This window comes from Brevibacterium sp. GP-SGM9, from assembly GCF_047300845.1.
In the GTDB taxonomy this organism is placed as follows: Bacteria; Actinomycetota; Actinomycetes; order Actinomycetales; family Brevibacteriaceae; genus Brevibacterium.
In genome coordinates this window covers 3,340,546-3,360,946 of sequence record NZ_CP178563.1, presented here as the reverse complement: position 1 = coordinate 3,360,946, position 20,401 = coordinate 3,340,546, and the positions used below count along the sequence as shown (strand labels likewise).

The following is a 20,401-nucleotide window of genomic DNA, read 5'->3' as shown; positions in this document are numbered from 1 at the left end:
GAACTGCGATGACGGCGGACGCCGATGACCGACCAGGCACTACCGGCCCAACTGACCATCGAGACCCGGATGAGGGAAGTGCTCGCGGCCTCTCGCGGGCGCGCCCGCTCCCTGACACCCCAATACGAGCGGCTCTGGGACCGCCTCGAGCGGATCGCGCGCGGCGGGAAGCTGCTCCGACCCAGACTGCTCATCGACACCCACACCGCACTCGGAGGGACCGATGAGAGCGCCGCGATCGATGCGGCCTGCGCGATGCAGCTGCTCCACATCGCCCTCGTCGTCCATGACGATGTCATCGACCACGACACCCTGCGCCGCGGCGAACCGAACATCACGGGCAGCTTCGCCGCCGAGGCCATAGAGCGCGGGGCGCCGGAATCGACCGCGACCACCTGGGGTGAGGCCTCCTCGCTGCTGGCCGGGGACCTCATGCTCACCCTCGCCCAGTCGCTGCTGGCCAGGCTCGATGTCGACCGCGACCGTCGCATCGCCATCCTCGACATCGTCGAGGACACGATCGCGCAGAGCGCGGCCGGGGAGCAGTCCGATGTGTGGCTGAGCCTCCGCCTCGAGCGGGCGAGCGCCGAGGAGGTACTCGAGATGATCGCCCGTAAGACCTCGGCGTATTCCTTCGAAGCCCCGGTGACCGTAGCGGCTGTGCTCGCCGGATCCTCACCCGAGCTCATCGACCGGCTCGGGGCGATAGCCCGCCGAATCGGCATCGTCTATCAGCTGCGCGACGACGTGCTCGGGGTCTTCGGCGACGAGGCTCGGACCGGCAAGTCCGTGCTCAGCGATCTGCGGGAGGGCAAGGAGACCCTGCTCATCGCCTTCGCCCGCCCTGACCCGGGCTGGGCCGAGGTTGACCACCTGTTCGGCCGCCCGGATCTCGACGAAGTCGACGGTCAGCGTCTGCGCGAGAGCATCGAGGCCACCGGGGCACGCATGTTCGTCGAGTCGATGATCGCCGAACGCTGCGAGGCGATCGGCCGGCTCATCGATGAGGCGGATCTTCCGCCGCGCCTCGCCGCATCTCTGCACGCGCTGACCGCGGCGAGCGGGCTGCGGGAGTCATGAGCGCACGTAAGGCCCTGCGGGAGGACGAGGCCGCCGAACCGAGCGTCGAACGGGAGGTGATCGGTGAGGGCCCGTCCGCCATCTGGCGCATCCGCTCCTTCGCCGCGGCGCGGGCTGTGCTGCGCGCCCGTAAGGGCACATCTCAGGCGGGGTTCACCGCCGAGCGGATTCCGCGCGGAATCTTCCGCCGCCACCCGATCCTCATCTCCGACGGCCCGGCCCACGACGCCCAGCGCAGGGATCTCGCCCGCTTCTTCGCTCCTGCCGTGGTCGCCGACCGCTACGGAGACTTCATCGCCGAACGCGCCGAGGCCGCGGTCGAGCACGTCGTCAGGCAGGGGCGGTGCCGACTCGACGAGGTGGCCCTGCACTTCGCGGTCGAAGTCACCGCCGAGGTGGTGGGACTGACCGAATCGAGTGTCGCAGGCATGTCCCGCCGGCTCGAAGGCTTCTTCACCCAACCTCCCGTGGACCTCGCGACCCCGAACTGGGGACGCACCCGCCTGCAGTGGCTGCAGGCCGCGATCAACGGACTCGTGCCGATCGGACGGTTCTATCTCGCCGACGTCCGCCCCGCAGTGAGGGCGAGACGGCGCGACCGCGGCGGCTCTCGGGCCGGCGGCGATGTCCTCACTCATCTCATCGAATCGGGACACAGCACAAGCGACATCCTCGTCGAATGCGTGACCTACGGGACCGCGGGCATGGTCACGACCCGGGAATTCATCTCGATGGCCTGCTGGCATCTCCTCAGCGATCCGGATCTGGGTGCGGAGTACAGCCGGGCGGAGCAACCTCGGCGCCTCGAGATCCTCAAGGAGATCATCCGCCTCGAACCCGTCGTCGGCCATCTCTACCGTCGTGCCCGGGACGAGGTCGAGATCGCGGACGGCGGGAGCACCCACACCATCGCGCGGGGAGATCTCATCGACGTCTGCGTCCGCGAGACGAACACGGACCCTGCCGCTTTCGACCCGACCGAGTCTGGTCGAGACCATACCGAATCTGGCGGAGACGGCTCGGATCCGCACTCCCTGTGCCCGGCCCGCCTCACGGCAGACGGGGTGCCCGCGGTGGGGATGAGCTTCAGCGACGGAGCCCACTCCTGTCCGGGCCAGCCGCTGGCCCTGCTCGAGACCGATGCCCTGCTCCACCGCCTCCTTGCCCACCGCCCCCGCATCCTCAACGAGCCGACGATCGGCTGGGACAGCGTCATCGCCGGCTACCGCATCCGCGGTCTGGAACTGGCCTTCGACCACGGACACGGCACGGAGCGCGGGGAACCGGATTACGGGGAGCCGGACTACGGACAGCCGGCTGGCCACGAGGAGCCGACATGAGCGCCTACGAATACCTGCTGCTCATGGGCGCCTGCGTGCTCATCACCCTGCCGCTCGAACTCCTGTTCCAGGCACGGGTCTACCGCCGTTGGAAGTCCGCACTGTGGGCGATCGTTCCGGTCGTCCTCGTCTTCTCGGTCTGGGACGTGGTGGCGATCGCCCGCGATCATTGGCACTACAACGAGCGGTTCGTCACCGGCATCCGCCTCGGCGACCTTCCACTCGAAGAGCTCGTGTTCTTCCTCGTCATCCCCCTGTGCGCCCTGCTCAGCTACGAGGCAGTCGGGACGGTGCTGACGGCTCTGCGGTCACGCCGTGGCGGCGGACGCAGCCACAGCGATGCCCAACAGGCGCACGAGGAGGGCCGGCGATGAACCTTCCCGAATACACGATCATGACGCTCATCGGCATGGTCGTCGTCATCGTCCTCGAGCTGCTCGTCGTCCGCAGCGGCATCTTCCGCCGTGCCCAGTACTGGGCGGCACTGGGCATCTGCCTGTTCTTCCAATGTCTCGTCGACGGCTGGCTGACGAAGCTGAGCAACCCGATCGTGCTCTACAACCCGGACGAGTTCTCAGGCATCCGCTTCCCCTTCGACATCCCGATCGAGGACTTCGGCTTCGGCTTCGCCATGATCACCGCCGTCCTCATGCTCTGGCAGCGAAGGATGAACCGTCGTTCCCCGGTCGCCGAGGCCGCTGACGAGTCCAGAGCCGATGTTGCCGGGGCCGGGACCGAGGAGGCCGGCAACCGATGACTCCCCGCGACCGTCATGCACTCCGCATCCCCTCCCACCAGGGACGGGATCGGCTCCTGCGACCCAAGCACGTCACGATCATCGGCGGCGGCATCGCCGGGTTGGCGGCGGCCACGATCCTGACCGAGCACGGAGCCACGGTGCGTCTGATCGAACGGGAGGACCGCCTCGGCGGGAGGGTCCGGGCGTGGGGGATTCCCGGCGAGCGCACCATGTCGCGGGGTTTCCACGCCTTCTTCCGGCAGTATTACAACCTGCGCAGTCTGCTCTCCCGCGCCGATCCCGGGCTGCGGCGGCTGGTGCCGGCCGGCGACTATCCCCTGCTGCGCAGAGACGGCGTCCTCGACTCCTTCGCCTCGATTCCCCGCACTCCCCCGTTCAGTCTGGCCGGGTTCGTGCTCAGCAGTCCGAGTTTTCCGCTCCGCGGCCTCGCCGAGGTAAACCTCGCGACCGCCTGCGAACTCATCGACGTCGACTTCCCGTCGTCGATGGACAGGTATGACGGGGAATCCGCCGAGGCGTTCCTCGACCGCCTGCGCTTCCCCGAGGGAGCCAGGCACCTGGCTCTCGAGGTCTTCGCCCGGTCCTTCTTCGCCGACCCCGCGGATTTCGCGGCCGGGGAGCTCGTGGCGATGTTCCACACGTACTTCACCGGCTCGTCCGAAGGCCTGCTCTTCGACGTCCCCGACGACGACTACGACACCGCCCTGTGGGCGCCCCTGGGCCGACACCTCGCTGAGGCGGGGGTCCGGATCGACACTGGCACCGAGGTGACCGGGCTGTGGCCGTCGGGCGACGGTGGCCGGTCGGAGGGATCTGGACGGGCGGCGAGGTCTAGACGTTCGAGCGGCGCTGGTCGATCGGACGGATTTGGTCGGTCGGACGGGTCCGGGTGGACCGTCGAGACGACGACCAGCACTGGCACCACCGAAGCAGCCGAGACCGATGCCGTCGTCCTCGCGGTCGACCCCCGCAGCCTGCGCGAACTCGTGGCCGATCTCGCGTCACGATCCGAGCCGACCGAGTCAGTGGACTCAGTGCAGGCCCCCCGGCCTTCGGACCGGACCGGAGGGGACGATGTCTCCGCTCGAAAACGATGGGTCGAAGACCTGGTCTCGCAGACGAACGCGCCTGCGTTCGCCGTGCTGCGACTGTGGCTCGGTGGCGAGGTGGCGGAAAATCGGGCCGCGTTCCTCGGCACCACCGGCTACCGACTGCTCGACAACGTCTCCGTGCTGGACCGTTTCGAGGCCGGAGCCCGACGGTGGCGGCAGACTCACGGCGGATCGGTCGTCGAGCTGCACGCCTATGCCCTCGAATATCTCGACCGCGAGGCGATCACCTCTCAGCTGGTGGCTGACCTGTACGAGGCCTACCCGGAGACGAGGCACATCCCGATCGTCGACCAGGAACTCCTCATCGAGGACGACTGCGGCCTCGCCGATCCTCGGCCATGGAACCGCCGAGTCGGCGTATCGACGCCCTTTCCCGGTCTGGTGCTCGCCGGAGACTCCCTCCGGTGCGAGACGCCGGTGGCGCTCATGGAGCGGGCCGCAACCACGGGCTTCATGGCCGCCAACGAACTGCTGGCCGGGTGGAGGGTGCGGGGCACGGACATCTGGTCACCGCCTCGGCGCGGGCTGCTGCGACGAGGACTCATCGGCGCTCTTCGCCGCTGATGATCGTGCGTTGCCGGGCGGCGCACGATCATCCAGGCAGCGAACCGGTCATCAGGTCAGGCCCCGACGACGGTCGGGACACGTCACCAACAGCGAACACGACTATCAGCAGAGGTCACGTCACCGGCAGAGGCCCCGGGCTCGAGTCGCCGCGGATGAGTTTGAGGACGATCTCGGCGCTGATCAGGCACATCGGCACGCCCACGCCGGGCGAGGTCGTGGCGCCCGCATAGTAGAGGCCGTCGAGCTTCGTCGAGGCGTTCTTCGCCCGGAACATCGCACTCTGGTCCAAGGTGTGAGCCGGGCCGAGCATGCCTCCCAACCAGGAGTGATACCGCTCGGCGAAGTCTGTGGGGCCCTGTGTCTGTCGCACTCTGATCCGCTGCCGCAGGTCGGGAATCTCGGCCCACGCTGCGATCTGATCGATGGCCCTGTCTGCGGCGGCTTCGATGCGCGGGTCGCCGGTTCCGTCGGGTCCCCCGGCGCCGATTCCGGCATCGGCCGGGATGGGGATGAGGACGAAGAGGTTCTCGTGTCCGGGCGGTGCCACGGTCGGGTCCGTGGCGCTGGGGCGACAGACGTAGATTGAGGCCGGTGAGGGAATCCGCGGGTGCGGACCGAAGATCGCGTCGAAGTTCGCCGCCCAATCCTCGGTGAAGAACAGCGAGTGGTGGGGCAGCTGCGGCAGCTCTCCGGCGACGCCGAGAAGGACGAGCACGGCGCCCGGCCCGCTGGTCACCTTTTGCCATGATCCCTCGGGGCGGCTCCGGTCGACCGGGTCGAGCAGGCGGGTCTCCGTGTGGTGGAGATCGGCTGCGGAGACGATGATCTCCGCCGGGTGCTCTCGTTCGACACCCGCATCATCGACCCAGGTCACACCGGTCACCCGGCGATTCTTCGTGGCATTGTGGACAGTCCTGCCGTGCGCCTTCATGTCGCGCGCTCTCATGCCTCTCACCCTCGCGCCGCGGGCCGGCGTTGCGCGCGCCGACCGCGGCACCGCCTCGGCGCGGATCCGCGTGACATCGGCACCTGTATGGATGCGCACGCCCGCCTGTCTGGCCAACCGGACGAGGGAGTCGATGATGGTGCTGAATCCGCCCATCGGATAGCGGACGCCTTCGTCGAGGTCGAGGGTGCTCATGAGGTGATAGATCGCGGGCGCCCGCCGCGGATCGGTGCCGAGGAAGATCGCGGGGTACTGCAGGATCTGTCGCAGCATCGGATCCCGGACGGCGGAATTCGCGTGGGTCTCGAGGGAGGTGCCCAGCATGCGCATGAGAGTCGGCAGGGACCCGAGGATCTCACGGTCGAGCACCGAGGCGGCCGAGGTGAAGGGGTTATAGAGGAAGTGCGCGAGGGCGAGCTCCTTCGTCCGCTTCGCCGACTGCAGATAGTCGTCGAGGACATGCCCGGCACCACGCTCGGTGCGATCGAAGGCAGTGAGGACGCGGGCGGGTCCGTGGGGAATCGTCAACGATCGCACCGGAACGGTCGAGGCGTCGGCGGGACCGACCGCGCCGGCCCGACTGAACACCGTGTAACCGGGATCGAGCGTGCGCAGGTCGAGCTCCGCCTCGGCGGTGGTGCCTGCCAGGGCGAAGAAATGGTCGAAGACCTCGGGCATGAGATACCAGGAGGGACCCGTGTCGAACCGGAATCCGTCCCGTTCGAAGACGTCGATGCGCCCGCCGAGGTGGTCGTTCTTCTCGAAGAGATCGACCGTATGCCCCTCCCGGGCCAAGAGGATGGCCGTGGCGAGACCGGCCGCTCCCCCGCCGATCACGCCGGTTCGGGTGGTTCTGGGGGTTGGTGTGTTTCCGCTGGTTCCAATTGTTCCGCTAGTTCCGGTGGTCACTGGCGGCCCTCGTGTCGCGCGTGCACACTTGTTTCGTTCTCGCTTCGCGCGTGCTCGAGTGTTCGGCCTTCTGCCGCCGTGGTCAGAATGGCCTTCGCCGCCAGTCGCGCCTTGACGGCGTTGGGGACGCGGATGCGTTTGACGTAGAGCTCGGCGACGGGAGTCTCGGCGATCCGGTCGATGAGGGCAGTGAAGAGTGCGGCGGCGCTGCGGACTGCCGCGCGGGCATCCCTGGGCAGCAGTGTCATGGTGTCCTCGGCATGGGCGAGCTGGTCGCGGATAGTGCGCACCCAGGCTGTCTTCTCCGTTTCGGTGAGGCGTCCCTCGGCGGTGAGATAGCTGCGGCCGAGACGAATGCTGTCATCGGCGAGATCGCGCAGGAAATTGATGTTCTGAAAGGCCGCACCGAGCTGCCTGGCACCGAACTCTAGCCGCTCACGCTGGGTGGGTGTGCGGTCTTCGTCCATGAGGAAGACGGTGAGGCACATCAGCCCGACCACCTCGGCGGATCCGTAGACGTACCGACTGTGTTCATCGGCATCGAAGCCGCGCAGCCCTCGCGGTTGCGGGGTCGGTCGGGGCGGTGGGGTCGGTCGGGGCGGTGAGACCGGTGGCGTCGACGGGACCGGCGGGGTGGGAGCTGGCGGGGTGGGGTGGGTCGGCGGGGTTGGTGGGCCCGGTGGCACCGGCGGACGCGGTTGGTTCTGCCGAGTCGACGGGGTCGGCGAAAACGGTCGCTGGGCAAGCACTCTGGTGGCTGGGGAAGGAGATTCCAAGTCCTTGTGCGCGGACTCGAGGTCCGTGCGCATCGAGTCAAAGAAGGGGTCGATGAGTTCCGCGGTGATGCCCGCTGCCTGTGCCGTCTGCGCAAACGCGTGAATGATGAGGTTGTCGCTGATGCCTCGCTCCAGTCCGGTCTTCGTGGCGGCCACGAAGCTCTCGAGAAGACGCTCCTGGTCTTCGGGCGTGAGACCCGCGTCGGCTGCGAGTCCGTCCACGATCTCATCGGCGATGCGTACGAGCGCGTAGATATTGCGGATGTGGGCGCGGTGGCTCGGCCCGAGGAATCGTGTGGCCAGGGCGAACGAGGTCGAATAGTTCGCGATCACCGTTTTCGCCGCCTGCCGTGCAGTGCGGCTGAACTGGTCGTATGCGGTCGAGTTCATCACGACAGCACCTCGACCGGTTCCGAGGTCGCGTGCGCTGATCGTGAAGACATATCGTTAGCTTAGCTAACGAACTGCCCCGGCGCGCAATCGAAGGCGATATTCTCAGCGAATCCGAGGAGGTCGAGCGACTGCGGACGGACGCGCAGCCCGGGGTGGACGCGCAGCCGGGGGTGGGCGTGCGGCCGGGGGTGATTCGCGATCAGGAGCGGCATGCGATCGGGAGTGGAGTACGGACGACGGGAATGACGTGCGATCGGGAACGGCATGCGATCAGGAGTGGCGCGCGGACGACTGGAGAGGCCCGCAACCAGACGTGGCATGCAGACGACGGGAACGACCTGCAGCCAGAACGGCCACACAGTCCACCGGAACCCGGCCCGACAGGGCCTGGCCTGACGAAACCCGAGCCTGACATCACGGGCAGCCTCGCGCCGGCATCACCACGGGTTCGCCAGCTGCCACCGTTTGAGCCAGTACCGATCGCCCTGATAGTGGGACTTCGCCGGCTTGCACCCGCGTAGATTCGAGTGGTCTCCAAGCCAAGTGCGTACCACTTCGGGCACCTCCCCCAGCCGCGACCTCCAGTCGTCGAGAGTCAGCGTGAACACCGCACCGTCAGTCGATGTCAGTCGGCAGGAGTAACTCGGCAGGCCATCGGTGTTCTGCGAATGCGCATAGTCGATCTGCTCGCATCCGGTGGTGAGGTAGAAGCGGATGTATTCGCCCGAGACATCTGCGCACAGCGACTTGAAATCCCTGTACCGCGTCATCCATTCAGGAGATTCTTGGCACTCCAACGGCACCTGTCGGCCCGACAGCCTCTGGCACTTCGGTGCGTCCTGACGCTTCAGCGACCCCTGGCACCCCGAGGCGACAGCCGACCCCGATGTCGGCAGCTCGTCACGCGAGTGCCCCACATCCTGCACCTCATATTCGTTCATGCGTTCTATTATGCAACGCGTATCCGCCCTTGAACACCAGGGAGTCGAGACCCGCAGCCCACACCATGAAAACCGTTCCGCAGCCCACCCGTGAAAACCGCCGCGCAACCCAGAATCCGGCACCGATCCGCCACAACGCCAGGCCCGACGACCCCGCCGAAGACAAAAAGTACGCATCCGGACGAGAAGCCCAACTCGAATCCGGCTGCGCGCGGTCGAGCGCGGATCCGATCAGCGCCAAACGCGGCCACACTCGCCATCGATCCACACCGAAAATCTCGTGTCAGTGCCGTATGCGATCCTGAATATACAAAGATGCTCAACGGAAAACGAGAGGCAGTCATGGAATGGAAATATTATTCAAATAGGTATTTACATATCTAGTTCGATTCTGTTACCATTGATGTACTAGATTCTTCGAATAAATATCACCACTCTTCCCCGACAAAGATGTCAGAGGCAGGTGAAACGACATGAAGACAACCGTTGACTACGACAATGACTCGTCAGACGCTGAGAACAACTCAACCGGCACGAAGGCAGAGGAGCCATTTCAATCCGCCCGCTACTCACTCAGGATCGGTTCAAGCCTCACCGAGTTGGCTAAGGCGTCGACGGCAGCAGACCAAGCCCACATCCTCGTCCTCGAACTGATCTCGGGAACCGTCCTGGACGAGGTGATCAAAGCACTCGACACCCCGGTACCCGAAGACGGCACCCCCTACCGCTTCGCAACGATCGCCCAGTCGACTGCGAATACGGACAAAGAATCATCTGGGCCCGCTTCCGAACCGGCCACCGAGCCGGCACCTGGCGAAGGAGCTGAGCCGGCCTCTGCCCGAAGCACCGGGGCGGTCTCCGGCGACCGACCGGCCACCCGTATCGACACCGATCCGTGGAGTGCCACCTACGGCGCTCCGCTGGCACTCAAGGACTCCGGTACTGAGGCCTCGTCCCAGCAGGCCGAGACCGCCAACGGTGCAGACGGCGCCCCGGGAGGGAAGTCCGAAGGGTCTTCCGAAGCGAGCCCCGAGAACCTCCCGAACTTCCCCTACTACTCCAGGTCCATGACTTTCTTCGAGTGGTCACGTGAAAATGTGGCACCGGAAGACGTCGCTGAGGCGGCAACCATTCTCGGAACATCCGTGGTCCGGGCTCTGCGCCAGCTGACCTCCGCGATGACTGTCATCCATGGGCTGCCGCGATTCGCCGAACGCGCTCGGCGCGGAGAGTTCGCCACCGCACACGTCGAAGCCGTCGCGTACCTCTGCGTCGATACCCAGTTCCAGAATCTCCCCCACCTTGACGACTACCTCGCCAAATGTCGATCGTCAGTGACCAGCGATTCGCTGCTCAGAGCACTGCGAAAGATCCTCCAGCTGATTCAACCGCGCGAGGACTGTTCTCAGATCGCATCCGAACGTCGTTTCGTCGACGTCACCAATCACCGGGACGGCACAGCCAGCATCCGACTGTGGGGGCCCGCGTTGGAGATCAATGCCAGCTACGACCGCGTCCGCGCGATGGCCAAAGCGGTCAGGACCGACCAGGTGAACACGTTCAATCTTCCGGCCGGAACCAAGATCGTCGATGACCGGGACATGCAGGCGCTGATGAGCGATATCTATCTGCGCCCTCAGCCCAAGCTCAATATCACCGTTCGCCGAGTCGACCCCGCGACAGGCATCCTCTCCAGCGATACACGGCCGCTCCTCGACAACGAAGGAACTCCGCTCTTCGACGCCAAAGACACGTCCGCCTCTGGGCTCATGACTGCGGCCGGATTCACCGACTCCGCCGGTCCATCGGCCGGCGCCGATTCGGCCTTCGGAACCACTCCGCAGAGTTTCGAAGGCCTCGACACTATGGTATCGGTGGAAATGCCGACCCACGAGTATTGGCTGAGGAACCAAGCAGGTCTCGTCGCAACCGTCCCCTTCCTCACACTGATCGGACAGTCCGAACTGCCGGGCATACTGCCGGACGGATCACCGATTCCGGCGGATCTTGCCCGCCGACTCGCCGGCGACAGCCCGAGCCTGACGAGGATCCTCACCGATCCGGCCACCGGGACTCCCCTCGATGCGAAAGCCACCAGCTACTCCATTCCCAAGGATCTCCGCAGAACACTCATCGCCCAGTGGACGACCTGCACGATCCCCGGTTGCACACGCCGGGCCGTCAATACGGAGATCGACCACGTCATTCCGTTCTTCCACCTCGATCCGATGAAGGGTGGAAAGACCCAATTCGGGAACCTGCACCCGTTGTGCAAACGGCATCATGCGCTGAAGACTGCCAAAAGGTACACCGTGCGAATGCCCGAATCGGGCCTGGTCGAATACGAGTTCCGTCATGGGGTGAAGGCCCGAAACTTCGCACCGGATCAGCCGATCAATGTTGCCCAAGCTCAGCAGTTGAATGAACTGTGCAACCTCAAGCCCCGACGGTGGAGAGTACCCAAACATAAGGTTCCTCCGCCTCCGAGAATCCTCGAACTCATGCCGGGAGAATCGACACTTCGAGAACGGGCGGAGGCCAGACGGGCCGCCGAGGAAAAAGCAGCACGACAGCGCGCACTGCAGGAGAGGTTCGAGCACAATCGAGCAGAACGACACCGGCAGATGCTCGAGCGGTCACTGGACTGGGACGTAACGAGACTTCAAAAGGAACTTCCACCAGGGCCCAACCCTGTGACCATGAAGCAACTTGGCCCAGGAAGATACACCGGGTACTGGCGCAAGCCCGACCGGTACATCGCGGATCGATTCGCCCACAAATTGATCAACGGCCACATTTGGGTGGACAAGCCAGACCGCCCGAAACCACAGCCACGGATCCAATGGGAGCACGATCCGGAATCGGATCCCCCTCCATTCTGATCGCCCGAGTCCGTCTGCAGTCCGACCGTTTGCTGGTGGTGACAGCTGTCGAGAATGGCAGACTGGGCGGTGACTGGGATCAGCGAGTCTTGCCGGCCGCTCGCATGAGGACCACGGCTAGTGACGCGCAGAGCAGATAGATCAGGCCGACGACAGCCCACCCCAGCTGGAAGCCGCCAGACGAGCTGACGATCAGCCCCATGATCAGCGGGCCAGCGGCGAATCCAGCGAACATGCCGGCCGTGACCATTCCGCTGGCGGAAGCCATCGACGCCGAGGGGATTGATCGCATGAGAGCGCTCATCAGAACCACGGAGACACCGAGCGCCGAGGCTCCGTGCAGTGCCGCCGCAAGCCACAGTGGCCATGCCCAACCAGTCAACCCTGCAACGGAGAACATTCCCGCGCCCACAAGGGCGATGAGTGCCAGGAGCAGCAGCACGTGAGGACCTGAGGCGCCGCGTGCCATCTGTCTCGCCCATCCGACGCGGGCCGCCACGCCGACCGCTCCGGCGAGTGCCGCCGTGGCACCGCCGAGCACAAGCGGGAAACCCAACTCGCGCACGGAGAACAGCGGCATATAGACATTCGTTGCCTGAACCGCGATTCCGTTAAGTAGACCGAAGAGCCCCAGCGCCCACACCATCATCGGATACCTCGGCGAACGGGTCCAAGCAGCTTCAGCAACGACGTCAGTCGCCGAGGAAGCCCCAGTCGCCGCGGAAGGATCGGTCACCTCGGTGGGGTCGTCAGTCGTCTCGGCAGTGTCCACAGCTTCGTCGCTGCCAGCAGCCACGGCCTCGTCGCTGCCAACAGCCTCTGCTCCGCCGTCAGCCTCGTCATCGACGGACGGTTCTGCGACTCCCGGGAGCATCGGTGTGACGCGCAGGGTATGCCAGGACATCACCATGAGGACAAGCGGGATGAGCGCGAGCACGAGCGACGCACCCCGCCACCCGGCGATGCCGGCCAGCAGCGGAAAGACGACGCTCGCCACCAACTGGCTGACCTGCACGCCGGACTGTTTGATTCCCACCCATCCGATCCGCTTCGAGTCCGGAACACGATCGAGCAGGATCCGATTCGTGACCCCGTTGGTGAACGATTGGGCCACCCCGGAGATCGCAGCGGCAAGCACCAGCACTCCGAAGCCTGCAGGAATCCCGACCAACAGCAGAGCCGCCGCGGCGAGCGCGAAGATCGCCGTCATCAGCGAAGTGTCTGAGTGCCTGTCCGCCAAGCGCCCCAAGGTGGCATTGCCGATCGCGGCGCAGGTGAAGCAGGCGGTGGCCAAGAGACCGAACTGGGCTTCAGTGATGCCGAGATCGACGATGAGGGAATCGCTGGAGGCACTGAGTCCGTAGAGCAGGAGCGGTCCGGCGCTGACGGCACCCAGCAGGACCGTCAACAGTCCTGTGTCTGGTGCCCGCCGAACGCTGCTGTCCACCCGTCACTCCTCTTCACGGTCCAACTCAGCATGATATTCCGTGGTGGAATCGCGGTGGAATGAGTCCGCCTGATGACCACCGGTGACTGTCATCGACAGTGAGTGCAGGAGAATCACGGCCAGCTAGTCTGTGGCACATGTCGAAGCTGCGAGTCGTCACCGCCATGGCCGGGGCGGCAATGTTCGGACTGGGAATCGGCGCCACGATGATCGTCATCGTCGTGGCCATCATCCAGTTCGTCGAAGAAGCCCAGGCCGCCTGGTGGATGTTCGCGATCACGATCGTTCCGGCGCTCATCGGCTGGGCGATCGTGCGACTCTGTGGTGCGCGACTCGGGGAGATGCTCGACAAGCTGCCGAGCATCTGAGCACCGAAGACTGCCGCTTTGGTCCCGGCTCAGATCTTTGAGGGCGAGGCCCCTCAGGTCAGGCCACTCAGCTCAGGCCACTCGCTCGGGATACGAATAGGCATTGAAACGGCCCCGGCGGTTGAAGCCGATGACTGTCACGCCGACGCTTCGCCCGTAGTCGACGGCCATCGCCGAGGGCGCGCTGACCGCCGACATCAGCGGGATGCCCGCCATCGCCGATTTCTGCACGAGCTCGAAAGAGGCACGCGCCGAGACCTGCAGCACTGTATTGCGCAGGGGCAGGCCTTTCTCGTGGTTGGCCATGGCCCAGCCGATGACCTTGTCCACCGCGTTGTGGCGGCCAACATCTTCGCGACCGATGAGCAGCTCCGGCTCAGCATTCGGGTCCTCGCCGACGGCGAAGAGAGCGGCGGCGTGGACTCCCCCGGTCTTGTCGAACACAGTCTGCTGCGACCGCAGACGATCCGGGAGCTCGCCGATCCGGGCCGCGGAGAGCAGCGGCGGGAACTCATACTCCTCGTCCTCGCCGAGGTGGCACGACGCGGGAATGAGCGGATAGGCCGAGGTCTTCGTCACCGCATCGATGGCCGCCGTCCCGCAGATTCCACACGAGGACGAGGTGTAGACGGATCGGGCAGGGGCCGCCTCGGCGCTCCACATACCCGGCCGCAGCCGGACCTTCGCAACGTTGTAGTTGCGGGAGCCGTCGGGAGCGAGCCCGGCGGAGAAGTCGATCTCCACGATGTCGTCCATCGAAGTCACGACCGCCTCGGAGAGCAGATATCCGGCGACGAGCTCCACGTCGTTGCCCGGGGTGCGCATCGTCACGGAGAACTGCTCGCCGTCGAGCTGGATCTCGAGCGGCTCCTCCCCGGCCAGGGAATCCGGGCCGGCGGAGATCTCTCCGGTGGCGTCGAACTTGTGGACTCGGGCGCGAACGGCTCTGCGCTGCTGCATGGCGATCAGACCCTGGGCCCATGGTCGGTGGTGTCCTCGACCGAGGTCTGGATGTGTTCGAGGAGGTCGTCGATGACGGTGATTCCGTCCTTGACTCCGCCCTTCGAGCCCGGGAAATTGATGACGAAGCTGCGTCCCCGCACACCGGCGACGCCCCGGCTCATCACCGCCGAGGTGGTCGATTCGAGCCCCTTGCGCCACATTGCGTAGACGAGGCCCGGCGATTGTCGTTCGAGGAGCTCGGCGGTGAATTCCGGGGTTCGGTCATCGGGCGCCAAACCCGTCCCGCCGCTGGTGACGATGATCCGAGGGCGGTCCTCGGGCGGGGTGTCGATGAGTAGCGCGCGGAGCGCCTCACCCACCGGTTCGCCGTCGCGGACGACGATCGCATCAGGGGTGTCATAGCCGCGGCCGCGCAGCCACTCGACGAGGATCGGACCGGTCGTATCCGCCGCCTCTCCCCTGGCCGCCGAGGTGGAGGCGATGATGACCGCCGCCGACCGTCCGGCGCCGAGGAGTCCGGCGTTGTCGTTGTCTGTGCTCACGATGCCATCGTACGTCTCCCGGTGGGTAAGCTGAGAGCCCGACCGGAGATCGCGAACTGAGTCCGACCCGGGATCTCGAAACGAGGAGGAGGCGCGGTGGAGGATCTGTCGCTGAGCACGCTCATCTGGCTGCGGATGGTCCGCTTCGTCCAGAACAGCAATCAGCTCTCGAACGATCATCTGCGCCGGTTCGGCCTCACCGTCGCCCAGTTCGAGGCACTGGCCCACATCCGCAACTTCCAGCCCGTCACCCAGACCGACCTCGCCAAGGGGCTCACCGTCAGCGGCGGCGGCATCTCCCGAATGCTCGCCCGCCTTGAACGCGAGGGACTCATCACCCGCGAGCAGACGTGGAAGACCAAGCACATCTCCCTCACCGAGGCGGGGCTTGCCCTCCTCGAACGCGCCTTCCCCTCCCAGCTGCACCAACAGTCTGCCCTCTTCGACGACGTCCTCGACGAGGACGAGCAGCGGACGCTGCACGCACTGATGAAGAAGCTCTACGACCACAGCGTCGCCGAACGGGCCACGGCGGAAGAAGACGGCTGAGCCGCCTCGGCGGGTGGTTGAGCACCGCCTCGGCGGGCGAGGAATAAATCTCCGCGCGCATCAGTTGACAGGGCAAATGATCAATCGAGATCGGCCCTGCGGGACGGTCTCCGGCGCATGGGAGAGACCTTGAGCGAGAACACGACCACCCTGGATCCCGTCGGATTCGACCCCACCAAGGGGCTGCAGTTCGGGATGTACAGCCTCGGCGATCATCTGCCGAACCCCGCCGATGGCACCCGGGTGAGCGCGGGCGAGCGCATCCGCGAATTCGTCGGCTATGCGAAAGCGGCCGAGGAGGCGGGCTTCGACTTCTTCAGCGTCGGCGAGAGCCACCAGGAGTTCTTCGCCTCGCAGGCACACGCGGTCATCCTCGGCGCGGTCGCGCAGGCGACCTCAACGATCCGGATCGGCAGCACCTCGACGATCCTGAGCACCTCGGACCCGGTGCGCGTGTTCGAGAACTTCGCCACCATCGACCACCTCTCCGAAGGCCGGGCCGAGCTCGTCGCCGGTCGCGCCTCGCGGATCGGACTGTTCGAACTCCTCGGCTACGATCTGCGCGACTACGAGGAGCTTTTCGAGGAGAAGTTCGACCTGCTCCTCACAATCAGCCGCGAGAAATCGGTGACGTGGTCCGGACAGTTCCGTGCTCCACTCGACAACGCCGAGGTCCTGCCCCGCCCCGAGCAGAACCCGCTGCCGATCTGGCGCGCGGTCGGCGGCGCGCCAGCCAGCGCGGTCAAGGCGGGACTGGCCGGCGTCCCCATGGTGATGGCCCACCTCGGCGGGACCACCTCGTCGTTCAAGCCCACCGTCGATTCCTACCGTCAGGCCGCACGTCACGCCGGTTTCGATCCGGCGTCCCTGCCGATCGCCACGGCCGGGTTCCTCTACACGGCTCCGACTTCGCAGGAGGCGCTGCGCGGGCTCTACCCGCACATCAACGAAGGGATGCAGCGCACGAACGGGCAGGGCATGCCCAAGCAGCTCTTCGCCCAAAGCGCCGACCCGGCGAGCATCGTCAACATCGGCAGCCCGCAGCAGATCGTCGAGAAGATCCTCCACCAGCACGAGGTCTTCGGCCATCAGCGCTACCTCGGCCAGATCGACTTCGGCGGGATGCCATATGACCGGGTGATGAAGCAGATCGAGACCATCGGTTCGGAGATCATCCCGGCCGTGAAGAAGTACACCGCCACCCTGGAGACCGCCTGATGAAGATCGTCGTCCTCTCCGGCTCGAACGTCGGAACGAAGACCCGCACCGTGATGGACTACGTCGCGCAGGCGGTGATGGCGCAGGACCCCGATATCGAGGTCACGCTCATCGACCTCGCCGAGGCGGACATGGTCTTCTCCGACGGCCGGAACTTCACCGAGTACTCGGGTGACACCGGGCGGGTGACCGCGGCGCTGATGGATGCCGATGCGATCATCATCGGCACGCCGATCTTCCAGGCCTCGATTCCCGCGAGTCTGAAGAACGTCTTCGACCTGCTGCCGGTGGGTGCCTTCCGCGACAAGGTCGTGGCCGCGGTCGCGACGGCTGGCTCGGCGAAGCACTATCTCATCCCGCAGCAGCACCTCCTGCCGATCCTCACGTATATGAAAGCGCAGGTCGTCTCCCCGTACGTGTTCGTCGAGGAGCGCGATCTGCGCCGCGGCCAGATCGTCAGTGAGGATGTCGTCGCCCGACTCGACCGCCTCGTCGAGGACACGATCGTGCTGACGAGGACCTACACGGCAATTCGTGAGGAGAAGGAAGCCGCCTACGGCTTCTGAAGCGAGAGGAAACACCGCGCGCGCCGACACCACCTGCCACCACCACCGGCCGTTACCCCATCGCCGGCGGAAGCGCATTCAGTGTCCTGCCATGTTCACCCAATAGCGTGTGATTGCACTTTCAACCAATCTTGGAGAGCAGCTTGTACGCCACGACCGGATTCCCGACCACCGTCCGCGACATCGTCACAGTGATTGCCCGCATCGGCCTCGGCGCCATCTTCATCGCCCACGGCTGGCAGAAGTTCAACGAATGGACAATCGCCGGCACCACCGAATCCTTCTCTCAGATGGGAGTGCCCACCCCGGAGATCGCCGCACCGTTCGCGACCTTTGTCGAGCTCATCGGCGGAGCACTGCTCATCCTCGGTGCTTTGACCCCGATCGTCGGAGTGCTTCTCGCCGCCAATATGATCGGCGCCCTCGTCATCGCCCACCTCACCGCGGTGCCCTTCGTCGACCAGGGCGGCTGGGAACTCGTCGCTGCACTGGCTGCAGGCGCACTCCTGCTCGCGGCGATGGGCCCGGGCCGCTGGAGCGTCGACCGGTTACTCTTCGCGGGGAAGAAGACCAAGGCCGGCCGGTCAGCCGCAACTCGATCGACCGCCGCACGTTCGGCCGCTGAAGTCTGAGACAGACACCCACCGGCACCTCTTGACGCGCACCCCCTCAAGACTCACTCTTTGAGGTACACAGCGCGTCACCTGGGTCCCGCCGCACCGGCGGCGGGACCCAGCGCTCGAGAAGGGGCCACATCATGGGACTGCTCACCTTCAGCATCAACGTCACTCTCGATGGCTGCGTCGACCACCACGAGGGCATCGTCGACGATGAGACACATGCGTGGTTCACACGGCTGATGGACGAGAACGGCGCCATGCTCTGGGGCCGTGTCACCTATGAGCTGATGGAAGGCTACTGGCCGGCAGTTGCTCGCGGTGAGGTCGATGCTCCGCCGGCGATACGCGAGTGGGCGCTCAAGCTCGAAGCCAAGCAGAAGTATGTGGCGTCGTCGACGCGAAGCGACTTTCCGTGGACCAACAGCCACCACCTCGGCGGTGATCTGCAAGCATCGGTCCATGAGCTCAAAGATGCGACCCCGGAGGGAGTTCTCATCGGCAGCGGCAGCCTTGCGACCGAACTCGACCGACTGGAACTGATCGACGAGTACCGGTTCCTCGTCCACCCGCGGATCGTCGGGCACGGCCCCACCCTGTATCAGTCCGGACTGCCCAGCACCCGACGCCTCGACCTGATCTCCGCGCAGCCTCTCAGCAACGGCGTTCTCGGCCTGCACTACCGACGGGCGGGCTGAAGCCGGTCGCGACCCGGGGCTCGATTCGGCGCTCGATTCGGCACCCGACTCGGTTCTGCACCGGCCCGGCTTTGCCCCGCCGAACCGGGATGGATATCCTGAAGACGGAAGAGCGTCCGGGACGACCCGAACGCCTACAGTCACGATGAGGACGGCCTCAGAATCAGGATTCGACCGTCATGACTGCCGCAATTCGCGATATCGTCACCCCCACCGCCATCATCCGCCTCGCGCTGGGCTGGGGCGCGTTCGTCGCACTCGCCTTCGCCGGGCCATTGCTCGAACCGCCGGTCCCGGGTGCCCTGCTCGTCACCGCACTCATCGTCATCGTCGGCGTCATCCTCGTCTGCGCTTTCGGCGTCGTCCACGAGGCCGAGCAGCTCGCCCACCGCCTCGGCGACCCCTACGGTTCCCTCGTCCTCACTCTTTCGATCGTCCTCATCGAAGTCGTCCTCATCGCCGCAGTCCTGCTGGGGCCCGGGGGTCATGCGACGATCGCCCGCGACTCCGTGATGGCGGTGTCGATGATCATCCTCGGTGCCGTGGTGGGACTGTGTCTGATGGTGGGCGGCCTGCGGCACGGAGACATGGTCCACAACCGGACCGGGGTCTCGTCCTATCTGGCGATGATCGTCGTGCTCTCCACACTCGCCTTCGCTCTGCCCGCGGTCATCGGCTCCGACGGCAGCTATGCACCGTGGCAGGAGATCCCGATCATCGTGCTGACGATCGGCGCCTATGCCTTCTTCCTCTTCCGTCAGATGGGCGTCCAGGCCGAGGACTTCACCGAAGTCGACCCCAGGGTCCGGCCCCGGATGACGGCGATGACTGCAGAGTCGAAGGCGGTGTCCGGTACGGAAGAATCCGCCGCCGAGGTGGGGGCTGAGTCCGAGAGGAAGTCTGGGTCCGAGGTGGGGGCTGGCTCTCCCGGCATCGTCGAGATCCTCTCGACCCACCGGACCGAGATCCTCGTGCGCCTGGCACTTCTCGTTGCGACCGTGGCTCCGATCGTCCTGCTGTCCCACGATATGGCTGCCCTGCTCGATGACGGACTCGGCCGCCTCGGTGCACCGACAGCTCTGTCGGGCATCGTCATCGCCATCATCGTCTTCCTCCCCGAGACGATCACTGCGATCAGGGCCGCGTGGGCCGGTGAGATCCAGCGTGTGAGCAACCTCTGCCATGGCGCACTGGTCTCGACGGTCGGGCTGACGATTCCCGTCGTCCTGATCATCGGCCTGCTCACCGATCAGCCCATCGTGCTCGCGGAGTCACCGGTCAATCTGCTGCTGCTCGGCGTGACGATCCTGCTCTCGGTCGCCTCATTCGCCGCCGAACGGGTCACCGCTGTGCACGGGGCCGCGCACCTGGTGCTCTTCGCGGTGTTCGGGATCGCAGTGTTCTCCTGAGGTTCAGGGGCGTGATCACGTTCAGGGGCGTGATCGTGTTCAGGCTCGTGATCGCCAGAGCGCAGCCTCAGCCCTGTGTTCCGTGCCTGCGGATGGTGAGCTCATCGGTGATGCGCTCGAGGGTGTGGGCCGAGGTCAGGGCCGCCCAGCCGCGGGCCAGGGTCTGAACCAGGACCGAATTGTCCATTCGTCGCAGCCCCAGTCGATCGTGTGAGGGCTGCAGGAAGCGCCCCATCCCGAACAGGACGAGGGCGTAGCCGAGGGCGAGGAACAACACCGGAAAGATCCACATGCCAATATGGTCTCCTCGCGCTGGAT

The 20,401-nt window shown here is 65.7% G+C and carries 20 protein-coding genes; 13 read left to right on the top strand and 7 right to left on the bottom strand.

The genetic code is table 11. The features are described from left to right. The first annotated feature begins 24 nt into the window (after nucleotides 1-24). Genes ACH82I_RS15090 through ACH82I_RS15070 form a run of 5 tightly spaced genes read left to right on the top strand, consistent with a single transcriptional unit; the run spans nucleotide 25 to nucleotide 4,856 of the window. The gene (locus ACH82I_RS15090; protein WP_413333768.1) at nucleotides 25-1,080 is read left to right on the top strand and encodes a polyprenyl synthetase family protein; all 1,056 of its coding nucleotides are present in this window, start codon (nucleotides 25-27) and stop codon (nucleotides 1,078-1,080) included. Then, nucleotides 1,077-2,420 carry a cytochrome P450 gene (locus tag ACH82I_RS15085; RefSeq protein ID WP_413333766.1) on the top strand — a complete coding sequence of 448 codons (1,344 nt, stop codon included), beginning with the start codon at nucleotides 1,077-1,079 and terminating at the stop codon, nucleotides 2,418-2,420. The genes ACH82I_RS15090 and ACH82I_RS15085 overlap by 4 nt, the downstream gene beginning before the upstream one ends. Further along, nucleotides 2,417-2,794: a lycopene cyclase domain-containing protein gene (locus ACH82I_RS15080; protein WP_413333764.1), complete on the top strand. Its 378-nt coding sequence runs from the start codon at nucleotides 2,417-2,419 to the stop codon at nucleotides 2,792-2,794. The genes ACH82I_RS15085 and ACH82I_RS15080 overlap by 4 nt, the downstream gene beginning before the upstream one ends. Beyond that, complete coding sequence (locus ACH82I_RS15075) at nucleotides 2,791-3,177, top strand: lycopene cyclase domain-containing protein (RefSeq protein WP_413333762.1); 387 nt, start codon at nucleotides 2,791-2,793, stop codon at nucleotides 3,175-3,177. Before ACH82I_RS15080 ends, ACH82I_RS15075 begins: the two co-directional genes overlap by 4 nt. Beyond that, nucleotides 3,174-4,856 carry an FAD-dependent oxidoreductase gene (locus ACH82I_RS15070; protein ID WP_413333760.1) on the top strand — a complete coding sequence of 561 codons (1,683 nt, stop codon included), beginning with the start codon at nucleotides 3,174-3,176 and terminating at the stop codon, nucleotides 4,854-4,856. Before ACH82I_RS15075 ends, ACH82I_RS15070 begins: the two co-directional genes overlap by 4 nt. Nucleotides 4,857-4,971: 115 nt before the next feature. On the opposite strand, the gene crtI is transcribed toward ACH82I_RS15070, so the two are convergent. The 3 genes from crtI to ACH82I_RS15055 all read right to left on the bottom strand — a co-directional run bounded on the left by crtI (nucleotide 4,972) and on the right by ACH82I_RS15055 (nucleotide 8,653). Then, entirely contained in the window at nucleotides 4,972-6,642 is a 1,671-nt protein-coding gene (crtI, locus tag ACH82I_RS15065; protein WP_413333758.1) for a phytoene desaturase family protein, read from the bottom strand. A gap of 68 nt (nucleotides 6,643-6,710) precedes the next feature. Beyond that, entirely contained in the window at nucleotides 6,711-7,880 is a 1,170-nt protein-coding gene (locus ACH82I_RS15060; RefSeq protein ID WP_413333756.1) for a phytoene/squalene synthase family protein, read from the bottom strand. 440 nt (nucleotides 7,881-8,320) lie between these two features. Further along, nucleotides 8,321-8,653, bottom strand: a complete 333-nt coding sequence (locus ACH82I_RS15055; protein ID WP_413333754.1) for a hypothetical protein — start codon at nucleotides 8,651-8,653, stop codon at nucleotides 8,321-8,323. Between the two features lie 1,658 nt (nucleotides 8,654-10,311). On the opposite strand from ACH82I_RS15055, the gene ACH82I_RS15050 reads away from it, so the two are divergent. After that, a complete protein-coding gene (locus ACH82I_RS15050) occupies nucleotides 10,312-11,706 on the top strand; it encodes an HNH endonuclease signature motif containing protein (RefSeq protein WP_413333752.1) in 1,395 nt (464 codons plus the stop codon). 79 nt (nucleotides 11,707-11,785) lie between these two features. On the opposite strand, the gene ACH82I_RS15045 is transcribed toward ACH82I_RS15050, so the two are convergent. Continuing rightward, complete coding sequence (locus ACH82I_RS15045; RefSeq protein WP_413333750.1) at nucleotides 11,786-13,114, bottom strand: MFS transporter; 1,329 nt, start codon at nucleotides 13,112-13,114, stop codon at nucleotides 11,786-11,788. A 176-nt stretch (nucleotides 13,115-13,290) separates the two neighbouring features. Between ACH82I_RS15045 and ACH82I_RS15040 the strand changes: the two genes are divergently transcribed. Further along, nucleotides 13,291-13,521, top strand: a complete 231-nt coding sequence (locus ACH82I_RS15040; RefSeq protein ID WP_413333748.1) for a hypothetical protein — start codon at nucleotides 13,291-13,293, stop codon at nucleotides 13,519-13,521. 72 nt (nucleotides 13,522-13,593) lie between these two features. On the opposite strand, the gene fdhD is transcribed toward ACH82I_RS15040, so the two are convergent. Both fdhD and ACH82I_RS15030 read right to left on the bottom strand, forming a co-directional pair. Beyond that, complete coding sequence (gene fdhD, locus ACH82I_RS15035; RefSeq protein WP_413333746.1) at nucleotides 13,594-14,481, bottom strand: formate dehydrogenase accessory sulfurtransferase FdhD; 888 nt, start codon at nucleotides 14,479-14,481, stop codon at nucleotides 13,594-13,596. 5 nt (nucleotides 14,482-14,486) lie between these two features. Then, nucleotides 14,487-15,026 carry a MogA/MoaB family molybdenum cofactor biosynthesis protein gene (locus tag ACH82I_RS15030; RefSeq protein WP_413333744.1) on the bottom strand — a complete coding sequence of 180 codons (540 nt, stop codon included), beginning with the start codon at nucleotides 15,024-15,026 and terminating at the stop codon, nucleotides 14,487-14,489. A gap of 96 nt (nucleotides 15,027-15,122) precedes the next feature. Between ACH82I_RS15030 and ACH82I_RS15025 the strand changes: the two genes are divergently transcribed. The 6 genes from ACH82I_RS15025 to ACH82I_RS15000 all read left to right on the top strand — a co-directional run bounded on the left by ACH82I_RS15025 (nucleotide 15,123) and on the right by ACH82I_RS15000 (nucleotide 20,083). Then, a complete protein-coding gene (locus ACH82I_RS15025; protein ID WP_413333742.1) occupies nucleotides 15,123-15,575 on the top strand; it encodes a MarR family winged helix-turn-helix transcriptional regulator in 453 nt (150 codons plus the stop codon). Between the two features lie 129 nt (nucleotides 15,576-15,704). Continuing rightward, nucleotides 15,705-16,793 carry an LLM class flavin-dependent oxidoreductase gene (locus tag ACH82I_RS15020; protein ID WP_413333740.1) on the top strand — a complete coding sequence of 363 codons (1,089 nt, stop codon included), beginning with the start codon at nucleotides 15,705-15,707 and terminating at the stop codon, nucleotides 16,791-16,793. Then, on the top strand, nucleotides 16,793-17,359 hold the full coding sequence (locus ACH82I_RS15015) for an NADPH-dependent FMN reductase (protein ID WP_413333738.1): 567 nt from the start codon (nucleotides 16,793-16,795) through the stop codon (nucleotides 17,357-17,359). Before ACH82I_RS15020 ends, ACH82I_RS15015 begins: the two co-directional genes overlap by 1 nt. A gap of 143 nt (nucleotides 17,360-17,502) precedes the next feature. Continuing rightward, nucleotides 17,503-17,991, top strand: coding sequence for a DoxX family protein (locus ACH82I_RS15010; protein ID WP_230744673.1), 489 nt, complete (start codon nucleotides 17,503-17,505; stop codon nucleotides 17,989-17,991). A 125-nt stretch (nucleotides 17,992-18,116) separates the two neighbouring features. Beyond that, nucleotides 18,117-18,674, top strand: a complete 558-nt coding sequence (locus ACH82I_RS15005) for a dihydrofolate reductase family protein (RefSeq protein ID WP_413333736.1) — start codon at nucleotides 18,117-18,119, stop codon at nucleotides 18,672-18,674. 179 nt (nucleotides 18,675-18,853) lie between these two features. Next, on the top strand, nucleotides 18,854-20,083 hold the full coding sequence (locus ACH82I_RS15000) for a calcium:proton antiporter (RefSeq protein ID WP_413333734.1): 1,230 nt from the start codon (nucleotides 18,854-18,856) through the stop codon (nucleotides 20,081-20,083). Between the two features lie 67 nt (nucleotides 20,084-20,150). Here the strand turns inward: ACH82I_RS15000 and ACH82I_RS14995 are convergent, their stop codons facing one another. Then, nucleotides 20,151-20,375, bottom strand: a complete 225-nt coding sequence (locus ACH82I_RS14995; protein ID WP_413333733.1) for a hypothetical protein — start codon at nucleotides 20,373-20,375, stop codon at nucleotides 20,151-20,153. Between the last annotated feature and the right edge of the window lie 26 nt (nucleotides 20,376-20,401).